Source organism: Lacticaseibacillus sp. YLM2-1, from assembly GCF_056583465.1.
Genome location: NZ_CM152617.1, coordinates 2,571,480 through 2,590,006, shown reverse-complemented (window position 1 = coordinate 2,590,006; position 18,527 = coordinate 2,571,480). Strand labels below are relative to the sequence as shown.

18 protein-coding genes are annotated in these 18,527 nt (G+C 47.9%); 10 read left to right on the top strand and 8 right to left on the bottom strand.

All coding sequences use genetic code 11. The annotated features are described in order from the left end of the window. Nucleotides 1-107: 107 nt before the first annotated feature. The 6 genes from AC07KQ_RS12530 to AC07KQ_RS12505 all read right to left on the bottom strand — a co-directional run bounded on the left by AC07KQ_RS12530 (nt 108) and on the right by AC07KQ_RS12505 (nt 7,757). Nucleotides 108-2,024 (bottom strand): ABC transporter ATP-binding protein, encoded by a 1,917-nt coding sequence (locus AC07KQ_RS12530; protein ID WP_003567754.1) that lies wholly within the window; start codon nt 2,022-2,024, stop codon nt 108-110. Further along, complete coding sequence (locus AC07KQ_RS12525; RefSeq protein ID WP_003567752.1) at nt 2,011-3,837, bottom strand: ABC transporter ATP-binding protein; 1,827 nt, start codon at nt 3,835-3,837, stop codon at nt 2,011-2,013. The genes AC07KQ_RS12530 and AC07KQ_RS12525 overlap by 14 nt, the downstream gene beginning before the upstream one ends. A 53-nt stretch (nt 3,838-3,890) precedes the next feature. Then, nucleotides 3,891-4,802: a sensor histidine kinase gene (locus AC07KQ_RS12520; protein ID WP_003567750.1), complete on the bottom strand. Its 912-nt coding sequence runs from the start codon at nt 4,800-4,802 to the stop codon at nt 3,891-3,893. Next, nucleotides 4,789-5,493, bottom strand: coding sequence for a LytR/AlgR family response regulator transcription factor (locus AC07KQ_RS12515; RefSeq protein ID WP_003567748.1), 705 nt, complete (start codon nt 5,491-5,493; stop codon nt 4,789-4,791). The genes AC07KQ_RS12520 and AC07KQ_RS12515 overlap by 14 nt, the downstream gene beginning before the upstream one ends. A 192-nt stretch (nt 5,494-5,685) precedes the next feature. Beyond that, nucleotides 5,686-6,567, bottom strand: coding sequence for an aldose 1-epimerase family protein (locus AC07KQ_RS12510; RefSeq protein WP_003567746.1), 882 nt, complete (start codon nt 6,565-6,567; stop codon nt 5,686-5,688). A 191-nt stretch (nt 6,568-6,758) separates the two neighbouring features. After that, complete coding sequence (locus tag AC07KQ_RS12505; protein ID WP_274990909.1) at nt 6,759-7,757, bottom strand: tagatose-bisphosphate aldolase; 999 nt, start codon at nt 7,755-7,757, stop codon at nt 6,759-6,761. Between the two features lie 218 nt (nt 7,758-7,975). Here AC07KQ_RS12505 and AC07KQ_RS12500 point away from each other — a divergent pair, with 218 nt between their 5' ends. From AC07KQ_RS12500 to AC07KQ_RS12470, 7 genes are all read left to right on the top strand, one after another. Then, nucleotides 7,976-8,458, top strand: a complete 483-nt coding sequence (locus AC07KQ_RS12500) for a PTS sugar transporter subunit IIA (protein ID WP_003567742.1) — start codon at nt 7,976-7,978, stop codon at nt 8,456-8,458. A gap of 17 nt (nt 8,459-8,475) precedes the next feature. After that, nucleotides 8,476-9,255, top strand: coding sequence for a TatD family hydrolase (locus AC07KQ_RS12495; RefSeq protein ID WP_003567740.1), 780 nt, complete (start codon nt 8,476-8,478; stop codon nt 9,253-9,255). Beyond that, nucleotides 9,252-9,821: a ribonuclease M5 gene (gene rnmV, locus AC07KQ_RS12490; RefSeq protein ID WP_003567738.1), complete on the top strand. Its 570-nt coding sequence runs from the start codon at nt 9,252-9,254 to the stop codon at nt 9,819-9,821. Before AC07KQ_RS12495 ends, rnmV begins: the two co-directional genes overlap by 4 nt. Continuing rightward, nucleotides 9,808-10,704, top strand: coding sequence for a 16S rRNA (adenine(1518)-N(6)/adenine(1519)-N(6))-dimethyltransferase RsmA (gene rsmA / locus AC07KQ_RS12485; RefSeq protein WP_003567736.1), 897 nt, complete (start codon nt 9,808-9,810; stop codon nt 10,702-10,704). The genes rnmV and rsmA overlap by 14 nt, the downstream gene beginning before the upstream one ends. Before the next feature lie 117 nt (nt 10,705-10,821). Beyond that, on the top strand, nt 10,822-11,073 hold the full coding sequence (locus AC07KQ_RS12480; RefSeq protein ID WP_003567734.1) for a Veg family protein: 252 nt from the start codon (nt 10,822-10,824) through the stop codon (nt 11,071-11,073). Between the two features lie 255 nt (nt 11,074-11,328). After that, complete coding sequence (gene ispE, locus AC07KQ_RS12475; protein WP_003567732.1) at nt 11,329-12,207, top strand: 4-(cytidine 5'-diphospho)-2-C-methyl-D-erythritol kinase; 879 nt, start codon at nt 11,329-11,331, stop codon at nt 12,205-12,207. Between the two features lie 54 nt (nt 12,208-12,261). After that, the gene (locus AC07KQ_RS12470) at nt 12,262-13,140 is read left to right on the top strand and encodes a cation diffusion facilitator family transporter (protein ID WP_003567730.1); all 879 of its coding nucleotides are present in this window, start codon (nt 12,262-12,264) and stop codon (nt 13,138-13,140) included. Between the two features lie 89 nt (nt 13,141-13,229). On the opposite strand, the gene AC07KQ_RS12465 is transcribed toward AC07KQ_RS12470, so the two are convergent. Both AC07KQ_RS12465 and AC07KQ_RS12460 read right to left on the bottom strand, forming a co-directional pair. Continuing rightward, a complete protein-coding gene (locus AC07KQ_RS12465; RefSeq protein ID WP_003567728.1) occupies nt 13,230-13,991 on the bottom strand; it encodes an ABC transporter permease in 762 nt (253 codons plus the stop codon). Next, nucleotides 13,984-14,634, bottom strand: a complete 651-nt coding sequence (locus tag AC07KQ_RS12460) for an ABC transporter ATP-binding protein (RefSeq protein ID WP_003567726.1) — start codon at nt 14,632-14,634, stop codon at nt 13,984-13,986. The genes AC07KQ_RS12465 and AC07KQ_RS12460 overlap by 8 nt, the downstream gene beginning before the upstream one ends. Before the next feature lie 233 nt (nt 14,635-14,867). Between AC07KQ_RS12460 and purR the strand changes: the two genes are divergently transcribed. The 3 genes from purR (at nt 14,868) to glmU (ending at nt 18,434) form a co-directional block, all read left to right on the top strand. Next, nucleotides 14,868-15,716: a pur operon repressor gene (gene purR / locus AC07KQ_RS12455; RefSeq protein ID WP_003567724.1), complete on the top strand. Its 849-nt coding sequence runs from the start codon at nt 14,868-14,870 to the stop codon at nt 15,714-15,716. After that, entirely contained in the window at nt 15,713-16,906 is a 1,194-nt protein-coding gene (locus AC07KQ_RS12450) for a VanZ family protein (protein ID WP_003567722.1), read from the top strand. The genes purR and AC07KQ_RS12450 overlap by 4 nt, the downstream gene beginning before the upstream one ends. Before the next feature lie 139 nt (nt 16,907-17,045). Next, a complete protein-coding gene (glmU, locus tag AC07KQ_RS12445) occupies nt 17,046-18,434 on the top strand; it encodes a bifunctional UDP-N-acetylglucosamine diphosphorylase/glucosamine-1-phosphate N-acetyltransferase GlmU (RefSeq protein WP_003567720.1) in 1,389 nt (462 codons plus the stop codon). Nucleotides 18,435-18,527: the final 93 nt, after the last annotated feature.

Sequence of the window (18,527 nt, the reverse complement as noted above, 5' to 3'; positions counted from 1 at the left end):
ATGAAAAACACTCGACTAGTTGTAGTCGAGTGTTTTTTGATGGTCAGAGATAATGTCGCAACAGTTGGTAAAGTTTATTCGTGGTAAGTCAACCCAAAACGTTTTTGTTAATTCGCCACAGGTGCAACGGATGTGGCCACTTTTTTACGTGCAGCTTTTATTCTGTCCTCTGTATAGTATTGCGCTTGCGCATTAAATAAATCGCGATAAATGCCGGATTTAGCCATGAGACTGGCATGCGTACCATCTTGGACGAGTTGACCATGGTCAAGCACCACAATCCGTTGGGAAAAACGGGTTGAGCTCATGCGATGTGACACATAGATGGCAGTTTTCCCTTCAATGAGCTCGTCAAACCGTTGATAAATTTCATACTCGGAGATGGGATCAAGAGCGGCGGTTGGTTCATCCAGAATCATGATTGGCGCGTTTTTGTACCACGCGCGGGCGATGGCGATTTTTTGGGCTTCGCCGCCAGAGACATCCACACCATCGTCACTTAACGCAGTCGTAATTGGGGTATCGATTGTTTCAGGCATTCGCTTAACCCGATCGGCCACATCCGCAACAGTTAGTGCTTGCCAAACGCGGCCACGATCAGGCTGGGTCGTTGCCGCAACATTTTCCGCGATGCTATAAGCGAAAAGCCGAAAATCCTGAAAAACAACCCCCAGTAGGCTGCGATATTCGTCTTCATCGTATTTTTGAATGTCGATATCGTTAAGGGTGATCATGCCTTCAGTTGGTTTGAACAGGCGCACAAGCAGTTTGATGAGGGTCGTTTTACCACTGCCGTTTCGGCCGACCAAGGCAAGGCGTTCGCCAATATTCAGCGTGAGATTGACGTGCCGCAGCGCCCACTCATCGCTGCCTGGGTATTTAAAGCTCACATCATGAAACTGGATGGCAAATTCGTTGTCGTTGCGCTTCTCGACAGGCAGCGAGCCGGACTTTTCGTGATCAGGCAGGGCCAGAAAATCGACATAGAATTGGAGGTAGTCAACCATATTCACATACATGCCAACTTGCTGAAGAAATTCGTAGGCCGCGGTCATAAGTTGTTGAAAATACCCAACCGCGATCATGACGCTGCCGATTGCAAGGCTACCGAGGAGGGCTTTGGCACCGACTAAGATATAGAGACCGATGACAGCAACGGCGATAGCGAGATTTGGCCAGTGACCGTATTTGGCTATTTGCCAGTCGCCATCCCAAATTTGTTGAAGTGATGCCATGGTGCTGTTTGTTTCTCGATGCATAATGAGGTCACTTGCACGGTAAAGGCGGACAACCTGATGATTGTCCATATTTTCAGTGAAATTGAAAAAATAGGTGAACCTTCGATTACTTGGAATGATTTTTTGAATAACCCCTTGTTGAATGCGATTACTGTGTTTAATGCTCCAACTGCCAACGACAATTGGTAAGATCAACAAAGCCAAAATCATCAAGGGATAACGATCATCATTGAGCCACGCACTGGAGGCTGCCATTGGTTTCATGAGGCTAACAAGTGTCGCAATCCCAAAACCAACAGCGATTATAAGCGAAAAGAAGTCCTGCAACCCTTCTTTCATAAGTGTCGATAAGCCACCACTGAAGGATTGCCCAGCCTGAGCTCCAGCATATGCCTTGCGCATGTCTGGATCTTGGAGCGTGCTGTAGCTAACAGTTAATAGCTTTTCGGTCACAGCGCGATCGAGTCGCCGTTTAACTGCAGTTTCATGATCCTCGGCGCGCTTGTTAAACCAGCCGCCGCACAATTGTAGCAAAAAACGAACGGCCAAAAAGATACTGATTAATAGCATGACTTGTTGTAATGATGCCCGTTGCTGTAGCTGATTCAACACGAGCCCAAGAAAGGCAATGTTGAGATAAGGGATTCCCACGGTTGTGAGGGCACGCATAAATTCAACTGGCAGAGCGGCTGAGTCGAGTTCATAAATGACCCGAACCACACGTAAAGCTCGGACTACCGTATTACTTGCCAGCTTCTTTTTTTCGGCGTCTTTAAAGGTTGTCATTGGCTGGAACCTCCTTTGCTTCAGGTTGATAGTATTTACTTTGAATATGATACATTTGCGCATAACGACCATTGTTTGCGATCAATTGGTCATGCGTCCCTGATTCAAGCACTTGACCGTGATCCATGAAGAGAATGGTGTCACAGAAACGGGTTGAGGCGAGTCGATGCGAGATGAACAGAGAAGTTTTCCCCGAGGCTAATTGAGCATACTCTTGGTAAACCTCGTTTTCGGCGATGGCATCTAAAGCCGCTGTTGGTTCGTCTAACACCAAGACAGGAGCATCTTTATACAGTGCGCGTGCTAACATAAGTTTCTGGGACTGACCGCCTGAAAGTTCGATGCCATCATCGCGAGTGTATCGGGTCATAGGTGTATGAGCTTTTTGTGGCAACGTCGCAACAAAATCAGCTAGACCCGCGTCTTTTAATGCTGACTCGACTCGTTGAGGTTGCGGCGGATTCGTCAATGCCACGTTGTCAGCGAGGCTCAATGCTAGAACGATGGTTTCCTGAAAGACGGGGGCGAACAATGAAAAACGAGTTGCTAGTGGTAATAGATCGGCGTTTAAGCCGTTGATCAGAATGGTGCCGCTTGTTGGGTGTAACAAGCCCATCATCAAACGAGCGAGAGTTGATTTACCTGCGCCATTGACGCCGACAATGGCAAGCTTTTGGCCGGCTTCTAACGTAAAGCTGACATCCTTGAGACTCGCGGTTTTAGCTTCGGGATAGCGGAAGGTTACATGATCAAAATGAATGGTGACCGGTCGCTGTGCTAGTTGTGTTTGTTCGGAAGTGGTGAGCGGGCGTGCTGGTGTTCGCGGCTTAAGCGTCATGAATTCGCGAAGTTCTTGCAGATCGAGACTAGCGGTTTGCAAACCGCTGAAATCTTTCAGTAATTGGTCAAGTAAGGTGATGAAGCCATTTGTCATGCCAAACATCAAAGTAAATTGAGCAATGGATAGACTGCCTTGGATGACGGCAATAACCAAACTCCCGTAGACCAAGGCATCGCGGCATAATCCGGCAAGTTCGCCAACCTGTGCCCCTAAGAAATGCCGCAATGAGTTGCGGCGTTGCCAAGCATCTTGAAGTGAAAGGAGTCGATCAAGATGGGTGTGATACCAACTAGCCATCCCAAACATCCGAATATCCTTACCATTTTCCAGTGCATAGGCATTGCGGGAGATATAAGCTTGCTGGCGGCTGAGCTTATTCCAATTGACGTTGTTTGTTTGATACCACTTGCGGTACCAGCTCAGCCCGGCATAACTGATGGCAGCGCTGAGAAGAACCAATGCAAACACCCACGGAATGACGGTCGACAAAGTTGCAAGGAATACTAACAAGGTCGCGATATCAATCAAAGTGCCACGACCATAAATATAGATTGCCTCTGCCCCAGCATATGTCCAACTCAACCCTTTACTGAAAGCGGTGTGCGCCAACCCTTGAACTTTGCCGCTGCTGATTTGGTCATAATCCAGATCCCATTGTTTCTGATGAAAGTCCATCTCAATGACGGTACGTAATTTGGTGCTTTTAACGTTATCGTGGGTCATTAAAAGATAATCAACTTCACTGGTAATGGCTAATCCCAAGCCAGTTAAACCAGCTAACCAAGCAAATTCTCCCAATGTTGCATGTTGCACGATGGCACCGACCAACAATGCCGGGGTGAAAACTCCCAGCAAGGCTGCAGCCGCTTTATCAATGGCAAGACCGGTTGCGGTCCAAGCAAGTGACGGTTCATCTTTTCGCAAGTAAGTTAAGTACCACCTTAAGTTGTTGAACAACCCGTATTTTTTCATGTCGATCACCTCGTTGATCTTAATCTAGCAAAAAATCGGCCACTCGCGGCAGATTATGCGTGAGTGGTCGATTTAACAGCGTGAATGGGAATCGCAATCTCGGTGACAAAGACGGAAGCTTCATATTGGCGATTGATCATGCCATTATACTTGGCCACGAGTTTGTTGACGCGCCGGATACCGAGGCCGCGTTTGTCACTTTTGGTTGAGGCGTACTGATAATCGATTTCTTGATCGGCAGGCCGGGTGTTGGTAACGGAGATGTAAAACTGTTGCTTGACGATGCCGATATACAGCCGCAGTTGGCGCGGCTCACCGGCCGGTTGCTCACTGATCGCTTCGATGGCGTTATCTAATAGGTTTCCTAAGATGACCACCAAATCGACATCTTTAATTAACGGAGTGCTGCCGACAATCACTTTTTCATTGACGGGGATGTGCAACCGTTCGGCCAATGTCAGCTTAGCATTGACGATAGCGTCCAACATGGCATTGCCAGAGTGAACGAGCGGATCAACTTCGTCCAGTTTGTCTTCTAGTTCGTCGAGATAGGCTCGGGCTGCCTGCGTATCCTGATTATCTAAGTAAGCTTTGAGCGCCTGCAGATGATCATGGTAATCATGGCGCCATCCGCGCATATTGGCATAAAGTTCCTGTACTTCTTGCGAATATTGGGCCATCATTTTATCGAGGCTGCGGGCGAATACGGCGTCCTGATCGTTGAGGAATTGACGCATTAAGACAAACTCCAAGGTGCCGGTCAAAACGGTGCTGCAGAAAAGCACAAACCGCACACTTGGCAGCGGCCAAAGCCACCAACCGCCCAAGGCCAGCAATGTGACAGCCAGATTCAAACCGCGCACAGGCCAATTTTGTTGTCGGCGGAAGGTCCACCATAGAAGCAGGCAACAGCCAACTGTCAACAGGCCGAATGTGGCTAGCCACCACCATTCATTCACTGTCATGAGCTAACCCCCGAAAATGTTTAAAGAAGGCCCGTTTGACAAGCGGTGCTTGTTGCCGAGAAACCGGGTAACTGGTGCCATCAGCCATGACGACGGTGTTTTTCTCAAGTTGCGACAAAAAATTGAGGTTGATGACAATTGATCGATAGATTTGAATAAAATTCTCGTCGAGTTGAGGAAGAAACTCTTTTAGCTGACCAGCGACCGTGTACGTCATTTTCTGGGTGTGCACCTGCAAGCGATGATCGGTTACTTCGATGGCACTGATATCATACATGGCGACACGCTGAATGCCGTTGGCGGTGGTGAAGGCCAACAGCTTTGGTTGCGTTTGCGCGGCGACTTTGCTGATGAGATGCTGCAGCTTGTCACTTGTAATCGGTTTGATGACATAATCAATCGCGTTGACATCATAACCGTCAAAAACGAATTCATCATAGTTACTGACAAACGCAATCGCCGTGTCCGCGTCATGTTCCCGAATCTGCTTTGCAAGCGTCATCCCATCCATGCCCGAGCCTAACTTGATATCGAGTAACAACAGATCGGCAGGCTCGTCAGCAAAAAGAAAGGCCTCTGCAGTTGGATAAGCTGTCACTTGTAAAGGCTGCGTGGGCGTGGTCAGTTGGCTAAGCAACTGAGTTGTTGCTTGTCGCGTGGCTGCCTGATCGTCAATGATGGCAATGTGCATGGATAGAGGCCTCCTTTTCTGAATTTAGTTCATTGTACTGCAACTGTACCAATCATTTGGTCGCTTTTCCAGAAAGCTAGCTAGGGTGAGTCAGCTTTTTTTGACTGCTGACACTTCGGTTGCTACCGAGCTGCCCCGCGCTCACAAAAAAATCGCCCGAATTGTGTCGGACGATTGGGTGTTCAACTTCGATTAGTGAAGCTCAACCTTCAAGGCCAATTGCTTGTTGGCACCAGCAGATAGCGTGGTGTTGCCAAGCTTGGTGTACCAGTCGGTTGGTTCGCCAGCTTGATCTGGCAGACCATCGAATGGCTCAACAGCGATGAAAGGCGCCTTTTTATGTTCTGGGCTCCAGACGGTGAGATATGGGAAGTCGCTGATATCGAGGGTGATGCTGTGGTCATGGTGCGGTGATGCGAGGGTTGCCTTGGCAATTTCGCTGTTAGCGAGAATCACGAGACCACCATCAAGAAGATCATGTGTCAGGGGCAAACGATTGCCTTCTGCGCCGGGAATGTCCTCAACATCGCCATTGCGGAATGGCACAGGGCCGATGCCGAACCGTTGTAGTGGGCTGTTTAATGGTTCAACAGTGAGGTCGTAATCGTCGAAACTGCCATCAGCTTTCAAGCCGACATTAAAGGCAGGGTGGAACCCTAAAGCAAATGGCATTGATTTAGAATCGTCATTTGTGACCGTGTAATGTACGCTGAGGCCGCCGTCCGTCAACATGTAAGTGACAGCCAAGGTATACTCAAACGGGAACTTCTTCAATGTCTCAGCATTTTGATGTTGCGTGAAGGTGACCGCTGAGTCGCTCTTATCGCTGACATCAAAGTCATAGTCACGAGCAAATCCATGCTGACTCATTGGATAGGTTTTTGCGCCTAACCGATATTGATCCTGATTAGACTTCCCGATAGATGGGAACAGAATAGGCGCATGCCGATTCCAAAAAGTCTTGTCACCTGTCCAGACATACTCATAGTTGTCGGCTTTATTTACCAGCGACTGCAATTCAGCACCGCGCTCGGCAATACCTGCTTTAAATTTGCTGTTTTCAATTGTGATCAAGTTGAATTACCTCCTAATAGACGAAAACGCATTCAATATCAGTCTACCACTGGATCACCAACCTGTAATGATTGTTAGCAAGTTTTTCGAACTTCATTTTGATGTTTGCAGTGGTCACAAAAACATGTCCGCAGTCATAAAAAAAGAACCGATCATCATAATCGGTCCTTTCTTGCAACTATGGTTAAAGATTAACCTTCAACTTTGTCAGTCCAAGGGGTTGCAGTTTCTGCAAGCACCTTGTTCAAACGATCAATGTTAGCCTTGCCTTCGGTCTGAAGCCACTTCTTACCAGCAGCTTCGCCTTCAGCAGCATATGGCTTAACACCCGGCTTCCAAGTTGCACGGCCACAGAGAACACCATTAAAGGCTGAACCTGCTTGCTTAGCAAACTTGAGTTCTTCAAGGAACAATTCGTTGGTGACACCAGCGGACAGGAAGATGAATGGGAGATCCGTTGCATCTGACTGTTCCTTGTAATACTTAGCGGCTTCTTCCTTGCTGTAAACAGGGGTAACGCCGTCATCGGTGTAGCCTTCAACAAACTTTTGATTAACTGGAACTTCAAGCTTCAAAACAGAAACATTGTATTGCGGCTTGCTGAATTCCTTGGTGATCTTGATGACCTTTTCAGGCTTAGCTTTAGCCCATGCAGCTGTACCAGTTTCGTTGGTCTTACCATCGTAAGAAACCAATTCAAGGAACAGTGGCAGGTCATTAGCTTTTGCTTCAGCACCAACACGTTCAACGAAAGCATACTTGCGATCATTGATAGCGTCTGGTTCATCCGGATCGATGTAGAGCAAGAACTTAACAGCGTCGCCGCCTTCGTTCTTAATGCGCAAAGCACTTTGGTTGTCGATCAGATCTGGGAAACGGCCAGGTTCGGTAGCATCGTAACCAGTCTTTTCATATGAAAGGAGTAGGCCAGACTTAGGATCGCGAACCTTAGCAGCCGGCAAGCCATATTCTGGGTCAAGCAGAATAGCGCTGGCGTATTTGGTTAATTCTTCAGAGACTGCCTTCTTGAAATCAACAATCGTGGTTTCATCAGCCGGCTTGTTAGCTGCAGCTGCAAGCATCTTCTTCAGGGAACCGCGTTGGTCAATGGCCAAAGCTGAGATCACATTGTCATCGTTTGACAATTGCTTCAAGTGCTTCAACTGACCAGCAGTAAGTTTAACAGACATGTAAAAATACCTCCTAGGTAATCCTTAAATGTTCAGTACCTCCATAGTATAGAACAAAATAGAAGTAATAGACATTTTTCGCGGAGCATTTTCATGAAAATCAAAGAAAAAGCGCGGATAATAAATGGTTTCTTGAAATGATCACCCGACGATGAGCCTAGGCAAACTGCGTGCTATACTCTAAACATATTGAGAATTTGTAAAGATAGGTGAAATGCATGACTGATTTGATCACGCCAGAGCTGGTCTATTTTCTGAATACACCCACGCAAGCAGCTTTTTTTAAAACGATTAGCACAACACTTGTTGACCAGCAAATTATGGCGCCGGCTGGGAAAGAAGCGTTGATCACACGCGAGCAGACATTTCCTTCTGGCATGCAACTAAATGAAGTGGCAGATGGCTTGCCGAATATTGCCATTCCGCATTTGGAAGGCGAATTAGTGAAACAAACGCGGTTGGTGGTTGTTCATTTTGCTATTCCGGTCGCCTTCAAAGATTTAGCCGATGCTAGTCGGATTTTACCAGTGAACTGGGTGTTCATGCTCATGAATGCTGAGCCGCAGAAACAACCGGAACGCATGGCACAGTTGATTCGCGCTTTAACGCAATCGCCAGCTGCGCAATTGAAGCGACTATTTGCTGCCAAAAAAGCCGCTCAAGTTGCACGGTTGCTGACACCGCTTATGACAGAAGCGTAAAAGAAAGTTGAGATCGCATGGATATTTTTGATTCACACACCCATTTGAATGACACGCCCTATCAAGGCAAAGAAGCCGAGTATATTGAAAACGCTCGGCAACTTGGTGTCAAGAAGATGGCGATTGTCGGCTCTGACACAGCTTTGAATGCCGGCGCATTGGCGTTGGCCCACCAGTATGACAATTTATATGCCATTGTTGGTTGGCATCCCGAGTCTAGCAAGGATTATGATGCGGCCAAAGAGGCATTGTTAATCAAGCAACTGGCGGATTCTAAAGTTGTAGCCTTAGGCGAAATCGGCTTAGATTATCACTGGGATACCTCGCCACGGGAAATTCAGCGACGGGTTTTTCGTCGGCAACTTGAGATTGCACGTTCGTTGAAAATACCGGTGTCAATTCACAGTCGCGATGCCTTTGACGATACCTATGACATCTTAAAAAAGGCTCATGTTGAAGACTTCGGCGCGATCATGCATAGCTTCACCGGCGATGCAACTTGGGGTCAACGTTTTCTGGATCTCGGTTTATACATTTCATACTCTGGCATTGTCAGCTTTAAAAATGCACCGGAAGAACATGCCAGTGCCAAAATTGTGCCCAATGATCGACTGTTAGTGGAAACGGATGCGCCTTATCTCACGCCGACACCCTATCGTGGCCGGCAGAATCAACCGGGCTACACGCGGTATGTGGTGGAGGCCTTGGCGAAATTACGTGAAACAACGCCGGAAGTGATTGCCAAGCAAACATGGGACAATGCCCATCGCATCTTTGGATTAAAGGAAAAAGCATGACAACTATCAAACAAGTCGTGGTCGTTGAAGGCCGCGATGATACGAAAAGATTGAAAGAAACTTTTGGTGCCATTGACACCATTGAAACCCGCGGCAGTGCAATTGACGAGGCAACGCTCGAACGCATTCGGCAAGCACAGGCTAAACGCGGTGTGATTGTGCTGACCGACCCTGATTTCCCGGGTGAGAAAATCCGCAAAACTATTTCCCGCGCGGTTCCAGGGGTGACGCATGCTTTCTTGCCGCGGCGTGAAGGTGTGCCGGATCATAAAGGCTCGTTGGGCATCGAACATGCCAAGCCTGCTGCGTTGCGCGCAGCTTTGCAGCATCTTTTTACAGAAATGCCAGATGCACCGCAAGTGATTAGTCAGCAAGATTTGCTCGCTGCTGATTTAGTCGGTGGTGTCGGTGCCCGCCAACGTCGGGAACAGTTAGGCGAGTTGTTGCATATTGGCTACACAAACGGCAAACAGTTGCTTCGACGACTCGCAGAGTTTCAAATTAGCCGCGCAGCTTTTTTGGCTGCCATGGCCCAAGTAGATGGAGGACAGCATGACAAAACCTGAAAAAGTTGCGCAGCCAGCGGTCACCAACGCTATTTTAAAGCGCCATGGTTTCCATATGCGCAAAGGCTTAGGTCAGAATTTTTTGACCGATTCCAAGATTTTGCAAAAAATTGTGACAGCCGCCGATTTGACCCCTGAGGATGATGTGATCGAAATTGGCCCAGGGATTGGTGCTTTGACCCAATTCTTAGCGGACAGCGCGCATCAGGTGGTGGCACTTGAAATTGATGATCGGTTGCTGCCGATTCTGGATGAAACATTGGCCGATTATCCCAATGCGACGGTCGTAAATGAGGATGTTTTAAAAACCGACCTCGGCGCATTGGTTGCCGAGCATTTTGATGGCAAGCACACCTTAAAGGTTGTTGCCAATCTGCCGTATTACATCACCACACCCATTTTGCTCCATCTTTTACGCGCACAGCTACCACTTCATAGCATGACGGTTATGATGCAAAAAGAAGTGGCAGAACGATTAAGCGCAACGCCGGGGTCAAAAGAATATGGTAGCCTGAGTATTGCAGTTCAACTCGTTGCGAGCGTGGCAACTGCTTTCACGGTAAGCCGCCATGCCTTCGTACCGGCACCCAATGTCGATTCAGCCATTGTCACCTTGACGCAGCGCACCGAACCGCTTGCAGCTTTAACCGATCCAGCCAGTTTTGATCGGCTAGTTCGCGGCGCTTTTGCTTCACGGCGAAAAACACTCTGGAATAATCTTGTGGTCTTATTTGGCAAAACTAACAAGGCTGCCATTCGATCTGCTTTAACAACCGCCGCCATTGACCCTGGTACCCGCGCAGAGCGGCTTTCAATTGCTGATTTTGCTCGGTTAGATCGTGCTTTGCGAGCGGCGGATTTAATCAGTCAGGCTCACGCTTAAGCACGATAAATTTTTACTAAAAACACCAGCATAAATCGCTTGCCGAAATAAGAAACGCGTGGTATAATTGCAAATTTCTTGCTTTCGTGCTATGATAGACTGCAAGAGGTGAAGTGCATGCCAATCACACTAGCAAGCATCAAACGGAAGCTCGATGGAAAAATCGGTGAGAACTTAACGGTCGTTGCACAAGCTGGACGCAAGAAAGTGACGCGGCGACGGGGGACTTTGAAAGAAACCTATCCGGCTATTTTTGTGGTCGATCTCGACCAAGATGAAAATGCGTTCGAGCGCGTCTCATACAGTTACGCGGATCTCTTGACTAAGTCAATTCAGATCACCTTCGAAGGCGAAGAAAAAGCCTCATAACATTGAATTGTTTTAACAATTAAATCTGTTATAAGAAGACCTCGATGTGAGTTGCATCGAGGTCTTTTGCTGTTTTGCATTTCGGATACGGAAACAGTAAGTCACGCATCGTTACGCGATTTTTACCGTGTATCGGTGAAAATCAGCGCATAAAACAGTATACTAAAAATAACTATACGGTCGATGCATACAACGGGGCTTGCGGTGATAGTGATTGACCGGCAAGCGTATGGGTCGCCAGAGACTGGTGGTTGGATGGAACTGATCGAAAAAGCACCGGCCAAGATTAATCTCAGCTTGGATGCCTTGTATCGCCATGACGACGGCGAACATGAGTGGCAGATGGTCATGACATCGGTCGATTTAGCTGACTATGTGATGATTAGCCCGCATCGCAGCATTCAGGTTTCGACAGATAGCGGCTTCCTACCTGAAGATCCGCGCAATCTGGCCTACAAAGCAGCGTTGGCGCTGCAGCGTCACGCCAATATCCGTCAAGGTGCGCGGATTCATATTGAAAAACATATTCCGGTCGCCGCGGGGCTTGGCGGCGGCTCAAGTGATGCAGCTGCCGTTTTGCGAGGGTTGAATTCGCTTTGGCAACTCGGCTATAGTCGGTCGCAATTAGCACGGATCGGCTTAAGTGTTGATAGTGATGTCCCTTACTGTGTTTATTCAGAGACGGCGCTCGTAACTGGTCGTGGTGATGTGGTCACCCCACTTGGCAGCTTGCCGAATTTTTGGGTCGTTTTGGCAAAGCCTCGCGTTTCAGTATCGACGCCGACCATTTTGAATGCCATTGATTATGACGCCGGTCTGCGCCATCCTGATACGCAAACGGTGGTGGCAGGCATTCAAAATCATGACTTTGCACAAATGACGAGTGGCATGGCAAATAGCCTTGAAGCCATCACTGCTAGTCGGTATCCGGAAATGTCCGCCCTCAAGCAGCGGCTACAAAAGTATGGTGCCGAATTCGCGCAAATGTCAGGCAGCGGCCCAACTGTTTTTGGCCTGTGCCAAAAGCACTCCAGAGCCATGCGGGTTTATAACAGTATGAAGGGCTTTTGCCGCGAAGTTTACCTATTACGGCCATTTTGCTTATCCGCCACGGGTCCACGGTTTAGGGGTTGATTTTTAGGTAACGCTAAACCATGATGGGGATAGGAAAATGGAGGGGCGGTTGTCATGGAACAAGTTCAACCAAACAAGGCATTCTTCTGGGGCATTTTACTGAATACAATTTATATTATTGCTGAAGTGGCCTTTGGCATCGGCATTGGATCGGTGGCCTTGGTCGCAGATGCGGTTCACAACTTAGGCGATGTGTTGGGACTCGGATTAGCGTGGTTCGCAGATTGGCTGTCAGGACGGCATCCCACTGTCGAACGGACTTATGGTTATAAGAGTTCTTCGATTTTGGCAGCTTTGGCTAATGCCGCGTTCTTATTAGTGGCTATGGGTGCCATCATTGTTGAGGCGGTCACCCGACTTTCACAAAATGCACCTGTTGAAGGCGGCTGGATGATGCTGGTGGCGGGCGTTGGGATTATTGTCAACGGCGCCACCGCCTTGCTATTCCATGGCGGTTCGCAACATGACTTGAATATTCGCGGCGCTTTCATGCATATGGCCGCCGATGCTGGCGTTTCGCTTGGCGTTGTTCTTGCCGGCGGACTGATTTTGCTGACTGGCTGGGAATGGCTTGATCCCGTGATGTCGATCTTAGTTGCCATTGTCGTTTTGGTTGGCACCTGGAATTTGCTGCGCGATGCGGTCAACCTTGCCATGGCAGCAGTGCCAAAAGATATTGACCCAGTGGCGGTTAAAAAGCTCGTGAATGCTTACCCAACCGTTGCTTCTTGCCACGACCTGCATATTTGGGCATTGAGCACGACCGATGTGGCGCTGACCGTCCATGTCGTGCGCACGACCACAGTTGGCAATGACGACTTCCTCGATGCGCTCAGCCTATCTTTGCGCGAAAGTTTTGATATTGCGCACACGACGATTCAGGTTGAGTATGGTCCATACGAGCCGCAAAATAAAATGGAGAACCCTTATTAATCAAGTAATTTAAAAAACGTTGTGTCCGCATGGCCAATGCGATCACAACGTTTTTTATGTGGTTGTCAAATGATTCGTTGGACGATTTTTTAGCGCAGTTGTTTACGGGCATTGTAAAAGCGTGGATAGCTGCGGTAAACGGCAATAAAGCTACCGATACTGGTGGCGCCCAGTAACATAAAGGTGACCATGATCTGATACATGATGGCTTTGGTGGGATCAATACCCGCGAAAATCAACCCCGACATCATCCCCGGCAAGCTGACCAACCCTACCGTTTTTGCTGAATCAATCGTCGGCGCCATCCCAGTTTTAATTGCATTGACAATGAGCGATTGACTGGCTTGCTTGAGATCAGCGCCGAGTGCCAAACGTTCAAGGACCTGTTGCCGTAAATCATTGAATTCTGTATTCAAACTGCGATAAGCCAAGCCAATTGCCACCATAACGTTGCTGGCGATCATGCCGCAAATTGGGACGATTTGTGACGGGACAAAACGGATGGCTTTGACCGCGACCAGCATCACCAGCGTTAACCCAGTCGCGGTGGTGATCGCCAACAAACTCGTCACGAGCGCATTTGGAATTGTCCCGGCGCGTTTTTTAGCGTTCCAAGCGGCGTTAAAAATGATGACCGCAATCATGGCCAACGTCAGCCAGACAGTATCGGCTTTGATGATGTAGGTCAGGACGAAACCAACAACAGTCAACTGGATGACAGCCCGTACAACGCCGATAATCAAATCTTTGGTCATGCCGAGATCTTCTTTTAGGTTGATCGCTAGTGCAATCAAGACCAAGATAAGTGCTAGCAATAAGGTGATGGGGGACACAATGAGCTGATTACTCATGAGCTGCCTCCTCGAATTGTCCGGCAACTAGCCGCAGCAATTGTTTCGCGGCCTGAATCTCGCCTTCATCATGGGTGACGCGGATTAAGGTGATGCCTTGGTCATTTTGTTTTTGTAATAAGGCATGAATGACCGTTTTGGTGTCAGGATCTAACCCAGCAGTCACTTCGTCAAGTAACAGCACTTTTGGCGGAAAGAAAAGATGCCGCAACAACGCCACTCGCTGACGTTCGCCGCCGGAAAGGTTTTTGACCGGATCGTCGAGCATGGTTTTGGCTAAATCAACGCTTTCTAAAGCACGCTCGGCTTCTTCACGGGGCATTTTTTGATGACGAATGGTGAATGGAAACTGCAGATCATCAGCAACGGTGCCATGAAACAAAGCGGGCTGCTGCGCACAATAAGAAACTTCGCGGCGATAACTGATCGGATCATAATCGTCCTGCGGTTTGCCATTATAGCGAATGGTTCCGCTCGTTGGTGTTAGCAGCGTCGCCAGCAGACGAAGCAAGGTGCTTTTTCCTGAACCCGAATGACCGGCAATGGTAAGATCTGCACCCCACGGAATCGTCAGATTGATGTCATGCAGGATCGCATTTTTTTCCGGCGCAAACGTCACATGACTCAGTTCAAAACAATTCATGGTTTGCCCTCCTCATTTTTCCTCTTTATAATCATTCTAATATAGAACGGCGTAAGAAGCCAATCAGACGTAGCAATTTTTCCGTTAAAAAGAAACACAAGATGAGCAAATGCGAACGTTCGTTGAAAAAACAACGCAAAAGGGTCGAAATTTTCGGTTAAAACGTTTATACTTGTTGAGATTATCACGCAATGTTAGTGTAGTGCTAAATATTCGGTGTTAGGAGCGAAATGATGAAAGTAAGACGAAGTGACCGGTTAATTGATATGACCCGGTATTTATTAGAACGACCGCATACCTTGATTCCACTGACTTTTTTCTCAAAACGGTATGAGAGTGCGAAGTCTTCTATCAGTGAAGATCTGGCTATTGTCCGGCGAACATTTGCCCAGCGACAGACGGGCATTCTTGAAACGGTGCCAGGTGCAGCAGGCGGTGTGCGCTATATTCCGATCATGGGAGAAGATGAGGCGGAAAACTTTATTGCCGCAATGTCCAAACGTTTATCCGAGACAGATCGCTTATTGCCAGGCGGCTACGTTTATCTTTCCGATCTGTTAGGAACACCTAGTGTGCTACGGCAAATTGGGCGATTAATTGCCACCCAATATCGCGAGGCCCATGTTGATGCTGTCATGACGGTTGCAACCAAAGGTATTCCAATTGCGCAAAGTGTTAGTCAGTATCTGAATGTGCCGTTTGTGATTGTGCGCCGCGACTCCAAGATTACGGAAGGTTCCACAGTGTCCGTGAACTATGTGTCCGGTTCATCTGCGCGAATTGAAAAGATGGAACTGAGTAAACGCAGCTTGCCAGCTAACTCAAGAGTTCTGATTGTGGACGACTTCATGAAAGGCGGCGGCACCGTCAATGGCATGAAGGCTCTGATTGATGAATTCAATGCCAAAATGGTCGGTATTACGGTTTTTGCTGAAGGTAAGTTCGACGGTGATCGGATGGTCAGTGAATATACATCATTGATTCGGGTTGACAAGGTGGACACTAAAGCCAATACGCTTCATGCCACAGCTGGCAATTTTCTAGATCAGAATCGTCAACTACTCGAGGTGGCTGGTCAATGAGTGCTTATCTCGGACCGGTCAGAACTGCGATCATCACGTTTCCGTTTTTAGCGCTGGTGTTGGCATTACCATTTCTGGTCGTCGTTTATCGACGGTACGGTGCCTTTAGCTGGTGGCGTGCAGTCGTGATCTACTCGTTCGTCTTTTATCTGCTATCAGCCTACTTTTTGATTATTTTGCCGTTGCCTTCGCGAGCAGCAGTTGCGCAGTTCACTGGGCCTAAATATAATCTGGAACCCTTCATGGCGTTGCGTTATTTCGTGCATACAACCGTGTTCGTGCCAACCAATCCGCATACTTGGTTGGCAGCGTTAAAGCAATCCGCTTTCATTCAGCCGTTCTTTAACGTCGTTTTGACGATTCCGTTTGGCTTTTACTTGCGCTATTACTTCAAACGCAGCGTGCCGCAGATTATTTTGATGAGTTTTGGCTTAAGTTTATTCTTCGAACTGACGCAATTGTCAGGACTCTACGGTTATTATCCGCGTCCGTATCGACTCTTTGACGTTGATGACCTGATTTTGAATACGACAGGCGGCTTTTTGGGCGGTGTGTTTGCACCAATTCTGATGCGCGCGTTGCCGTCACGGGACATCATTGATGCGAAAAGTCAGGCGCGCGGTGCTCGGGTGACTTTGGCTCGCCGATTTGCCGCGTTTATCATTGATTTCTTTCTCTTCAGTGGGATTATTGGCGTGTTAATTCAAATCTTGCTGCATTTGCTGGGACTGGATCAGCTACCAGGTTTTCTCGGCAATTATGTCCTGCCGCTATTCTTTGTCTTTGTTCTTTGGCCAGCATTTAATCAAGGGCAGACACTGGGAAAAAGTCTTGTACGAATCAAAATAGTTCGGACAAATGGCCAGCCGATTGGGTTCTGGCGTCTCTTTTTACGTGAGAGTCTGCTTTACGGGCTGGCTTTGCCGAGCTTTATGGGATTGAATTACTTTTTTGGCGAGTATTTCGGCGCCTTCCATCGAACCGAAATCAATTTAGCGGCGCTGGGATTCTTTGGCCTCTTGTCGCTACTCTTTCTCATCAATTTTGCATGGGAAATCATTTCGCGTCATCACCGTTTCTTTTACGATGCATGGACCGATACCACCCAAATTAGCACCTTCCAGTCACAAGCAAAAAATCCTGTTGCTAGGCAGGATTCAGCCAATGACGATGACATACAAAAGCCATAAGCCAATCATAGTCAATAACAGACCCGTGGCAACATGGGTCTGTTGTTGTGGACAGCCACAGACACAAGCCACCCACTTGTTGTCAGCTTCCCGTGGCTGGGCTATCATGAAGACAGAATATTAGGATTGGAGCATAAACATGTCAAAGAAATTCACCATTATTCTTGCGGCCGGTAAAGGGACGCGGATGAAATCAAAGTATTACAAGGTTTTGCAGCCGGTCTGTGGCAAAAGTATGGTCGAGCATGTGGTGAGTCAGGTGGAAGCCATCCATCCCGATGCCATTGTAACAATTGTTGGCCATGGCGCAGAAGCAGTTGAAGAAACGCTAGGCAAGCGCACGAAGTTTGTTTTGCAATCTGAACAGTTGGGAACTGGACATGCCGTTTTACAAGCTGAACCGTTACTTGGTCAAAAAGAAGGCGCAACCCTCATTATCAGTGGTGATACGCCATTGTTTACCGCCAAAACGTTGAATGATTTATTTGCTTATCACGAAGCCAAAGGCGCAAAGGCGACTATTTTGACTGCCAGTGCTCCTGATCCAACCGGTTACGGCCGCATTATTCGCGACTCAGACGGCAATGTCGTGAAGAATGTCGAACAAAAAGATGCAACGCCGGAAGAAGCATTGATTTCTGAAATCAATACCGGCGTCTATGTCTTTGACAACCAGGCTCTGTTCAAGGCGTTGCATCAAGTGAATAATAATAATGCCCAAGGCGAGTATTATTTGCCAGATGTACTAGGCATTTTGCGCGACGCTGGCGAAAAAGTGGCTGCCTATCAGATGCCAGATTATACCGAATCATTGGGCGTCAATGATCGGGTCGCATTGGCGCGGGCAACCCGCCTGATGCAGCAGCGCATTAATGAACAGCATATGCGCAATGGTGTGACCTTAATTGACCCAGCAACGACTTATATCGATACCGAGGTCAAAATCGGTGCCGATACCGTGATTGAACCCAGTGTTTACCTGAAGGGGAAAACAGTCATTGGCGAAGATTGCCATATTGGTACCCACTCTGAACTAGTCGATGCCACACTGGAAAATGATGTCACAGTAACTAGTTCAACCATCGAGCATGCCGTGATGCACGCTCATAGTGACATTGGTCCAAATTCGCATCTGCGGCCTGATGCTGACATCGGCGAATACGTCCATTTAGGCAATTTTGTCGAAATTAAAAAAGCCAAGATCGGTGCCCGCACCAAAGTTGGTCATTTAACGTATGTTGGCAATGCGACCTTGGGAACGGATATTAATGTTGGGTGCGGCGTTGTTTTCGTCAACTATGATGGCGTTCAGAAGTGGGAAAGCAAGATTGGCGATCATGCCTTTATCGGTTCAAATTCCAATATTGTGGCGCCAGTGGATGTTGCTGACCATAGCTTTATTGCTGCTGGTTCAACGATCACAAAAGATGTCCCGTTTCACGCGATGGCCATCGCTCGCGCACGACAAACCAACAAAGATGATTTTTGGAAACGCCTGCCGCTGGCAAAAGATCCAGATTGGAATTAGGTTATAATTCTATTCATGTGCTTGCTTTTTTTCGTCAGTCCGCTAAGATTTCTGTGGAACAATTTTTCGCAGCCCATAACAATTCGTGGAGGA

What these genes read in the sequence shown, in the direction of transcription:
- glmU (WP_003567720.1), top strand. Translation starts at nt 17,046, where the DNA reads ATGTCAAAGAAATTCACCATTATTCTTGCGGCCGGTAAAGGGACGCGG.
- AC07KQ_RS12470 (WP_003567730.1), top strand. Translation starts at nt 12,262, where the DNA reads ATGGAACAAGTTCAACCAAACAAGGCATTCTTCTGGGGCATTTTACTG.
- AC07KQ_RS12530 (WP_003567754.1), bottom strand. Translation starts at nt 2,024, where the DNA reads ATGACAACCTTTAAAGACGCCGAAAAAAAGAAGCTGGCAAGTAATACG.
- AC07KQ_RS12465 (WP_003567728.1), bottom strand. Translation starts at nt 13,991, where the DNA reads ATGAGTAATCAGCTCATTGTGTCCCCCATCACCTTATTGCTAGCACTT.
- AC07KQ_RS12520 (WP_003567750.1), bottom strand. Translation starts at nt 4,802, where the DNA reads ATGACAGTGAATGAATGGTGGTGGCTAGCCACATTCGGCCTGTTGACA.
- AC07KQ_RS12450 (WP_003567722.1), top strand. Translation starts at nt 15,713, where the DNA reads ATGAGTGCTTATCTCGGACCGGTCAGAACTGCGATCATCACGTTTCCG.
- AC07KQ_RS12515 (WP_003567748.1), bottom strand. Translation starts at nt 5,493, where the DNA reads ATGCACATTGCCATCATTGACGATCAGGCAGCCACGCGACAAGCAACA.
- AC07KQ_RS12460 (WP_003567726.1), bottom strand. Translation starts at nt 14,634, where the DNA reads ATGAATTGTTTTGAACTGAGTCATGTGACGTTTGCGCCGGAAAAAAAT.
- AC07KQ_RS12500 (WP_003567742.1), top strand. Translation starts at nt 7,976, where the DNA reads ATGACTGATTTGATCACGCCAGAGCTGGTCTATTTTCTGAATACACCC.
- ispE (WP_003567732.1), top strand. Translation starts at nt 11,329, where the DNA reads ATGGAACTGATCGAAAAAGCACCGGCCAAGATTAATCTCAGCTTGGAT.
- purR (WP_003567724.1), top strand. Translation starts at nt 14,868, where the DNA reads ATGAAAGTAAGACGAAGTGACCGGTTAATTGATATGACCCGGTATTTA.
- AC07KQ_RS12505 (WP_274990909.1), bottom strand. Translation starts at nt 7,757, where the DNA reads ATGTCTGTTAAACTTACTGCTGGTCAGTTGAAGCACTTGAAGCAATTG.
- rsmA (WP_003567736.1), top strand. Translation starts at nt 9,808, where the DNA reads ATGACAAAACCTGAAAAAGTTGCGCAGCCAGCGGTCACCAACGCTATT.
- rnmV (WP_003567738.1), top strand. Translation starts at nt 9,252, where the DNA reads ATGACAACTATCAAACAAGTCGTGGTCGTTGAAGGCCGCGATGATACG.
- AC07KQ_RS12480 (WP_003567734.1), top strand. Translation starts at nt 10,822, where the DNA reads ATGCCAATCACACTAGCAAGCATCAAACGGAAGCTCGATGGAAAAATC.
- AC07KQ_RS12525 (WP_003567752.1), bottom strand. Translation starts at nt 3,837, where the DNA reads ATGAAAAAATACGGGTTGTTCAACAACTTAAGGTGGTACTTAACTTAC.
- AC07KQ_RS12495 (WP_003567740.1), top strand. Translation starts at nt 8,476, where the DNA reads ATGGATATTTTTGATTCACACACCCATTTGAATGACACGCCCTATCAA.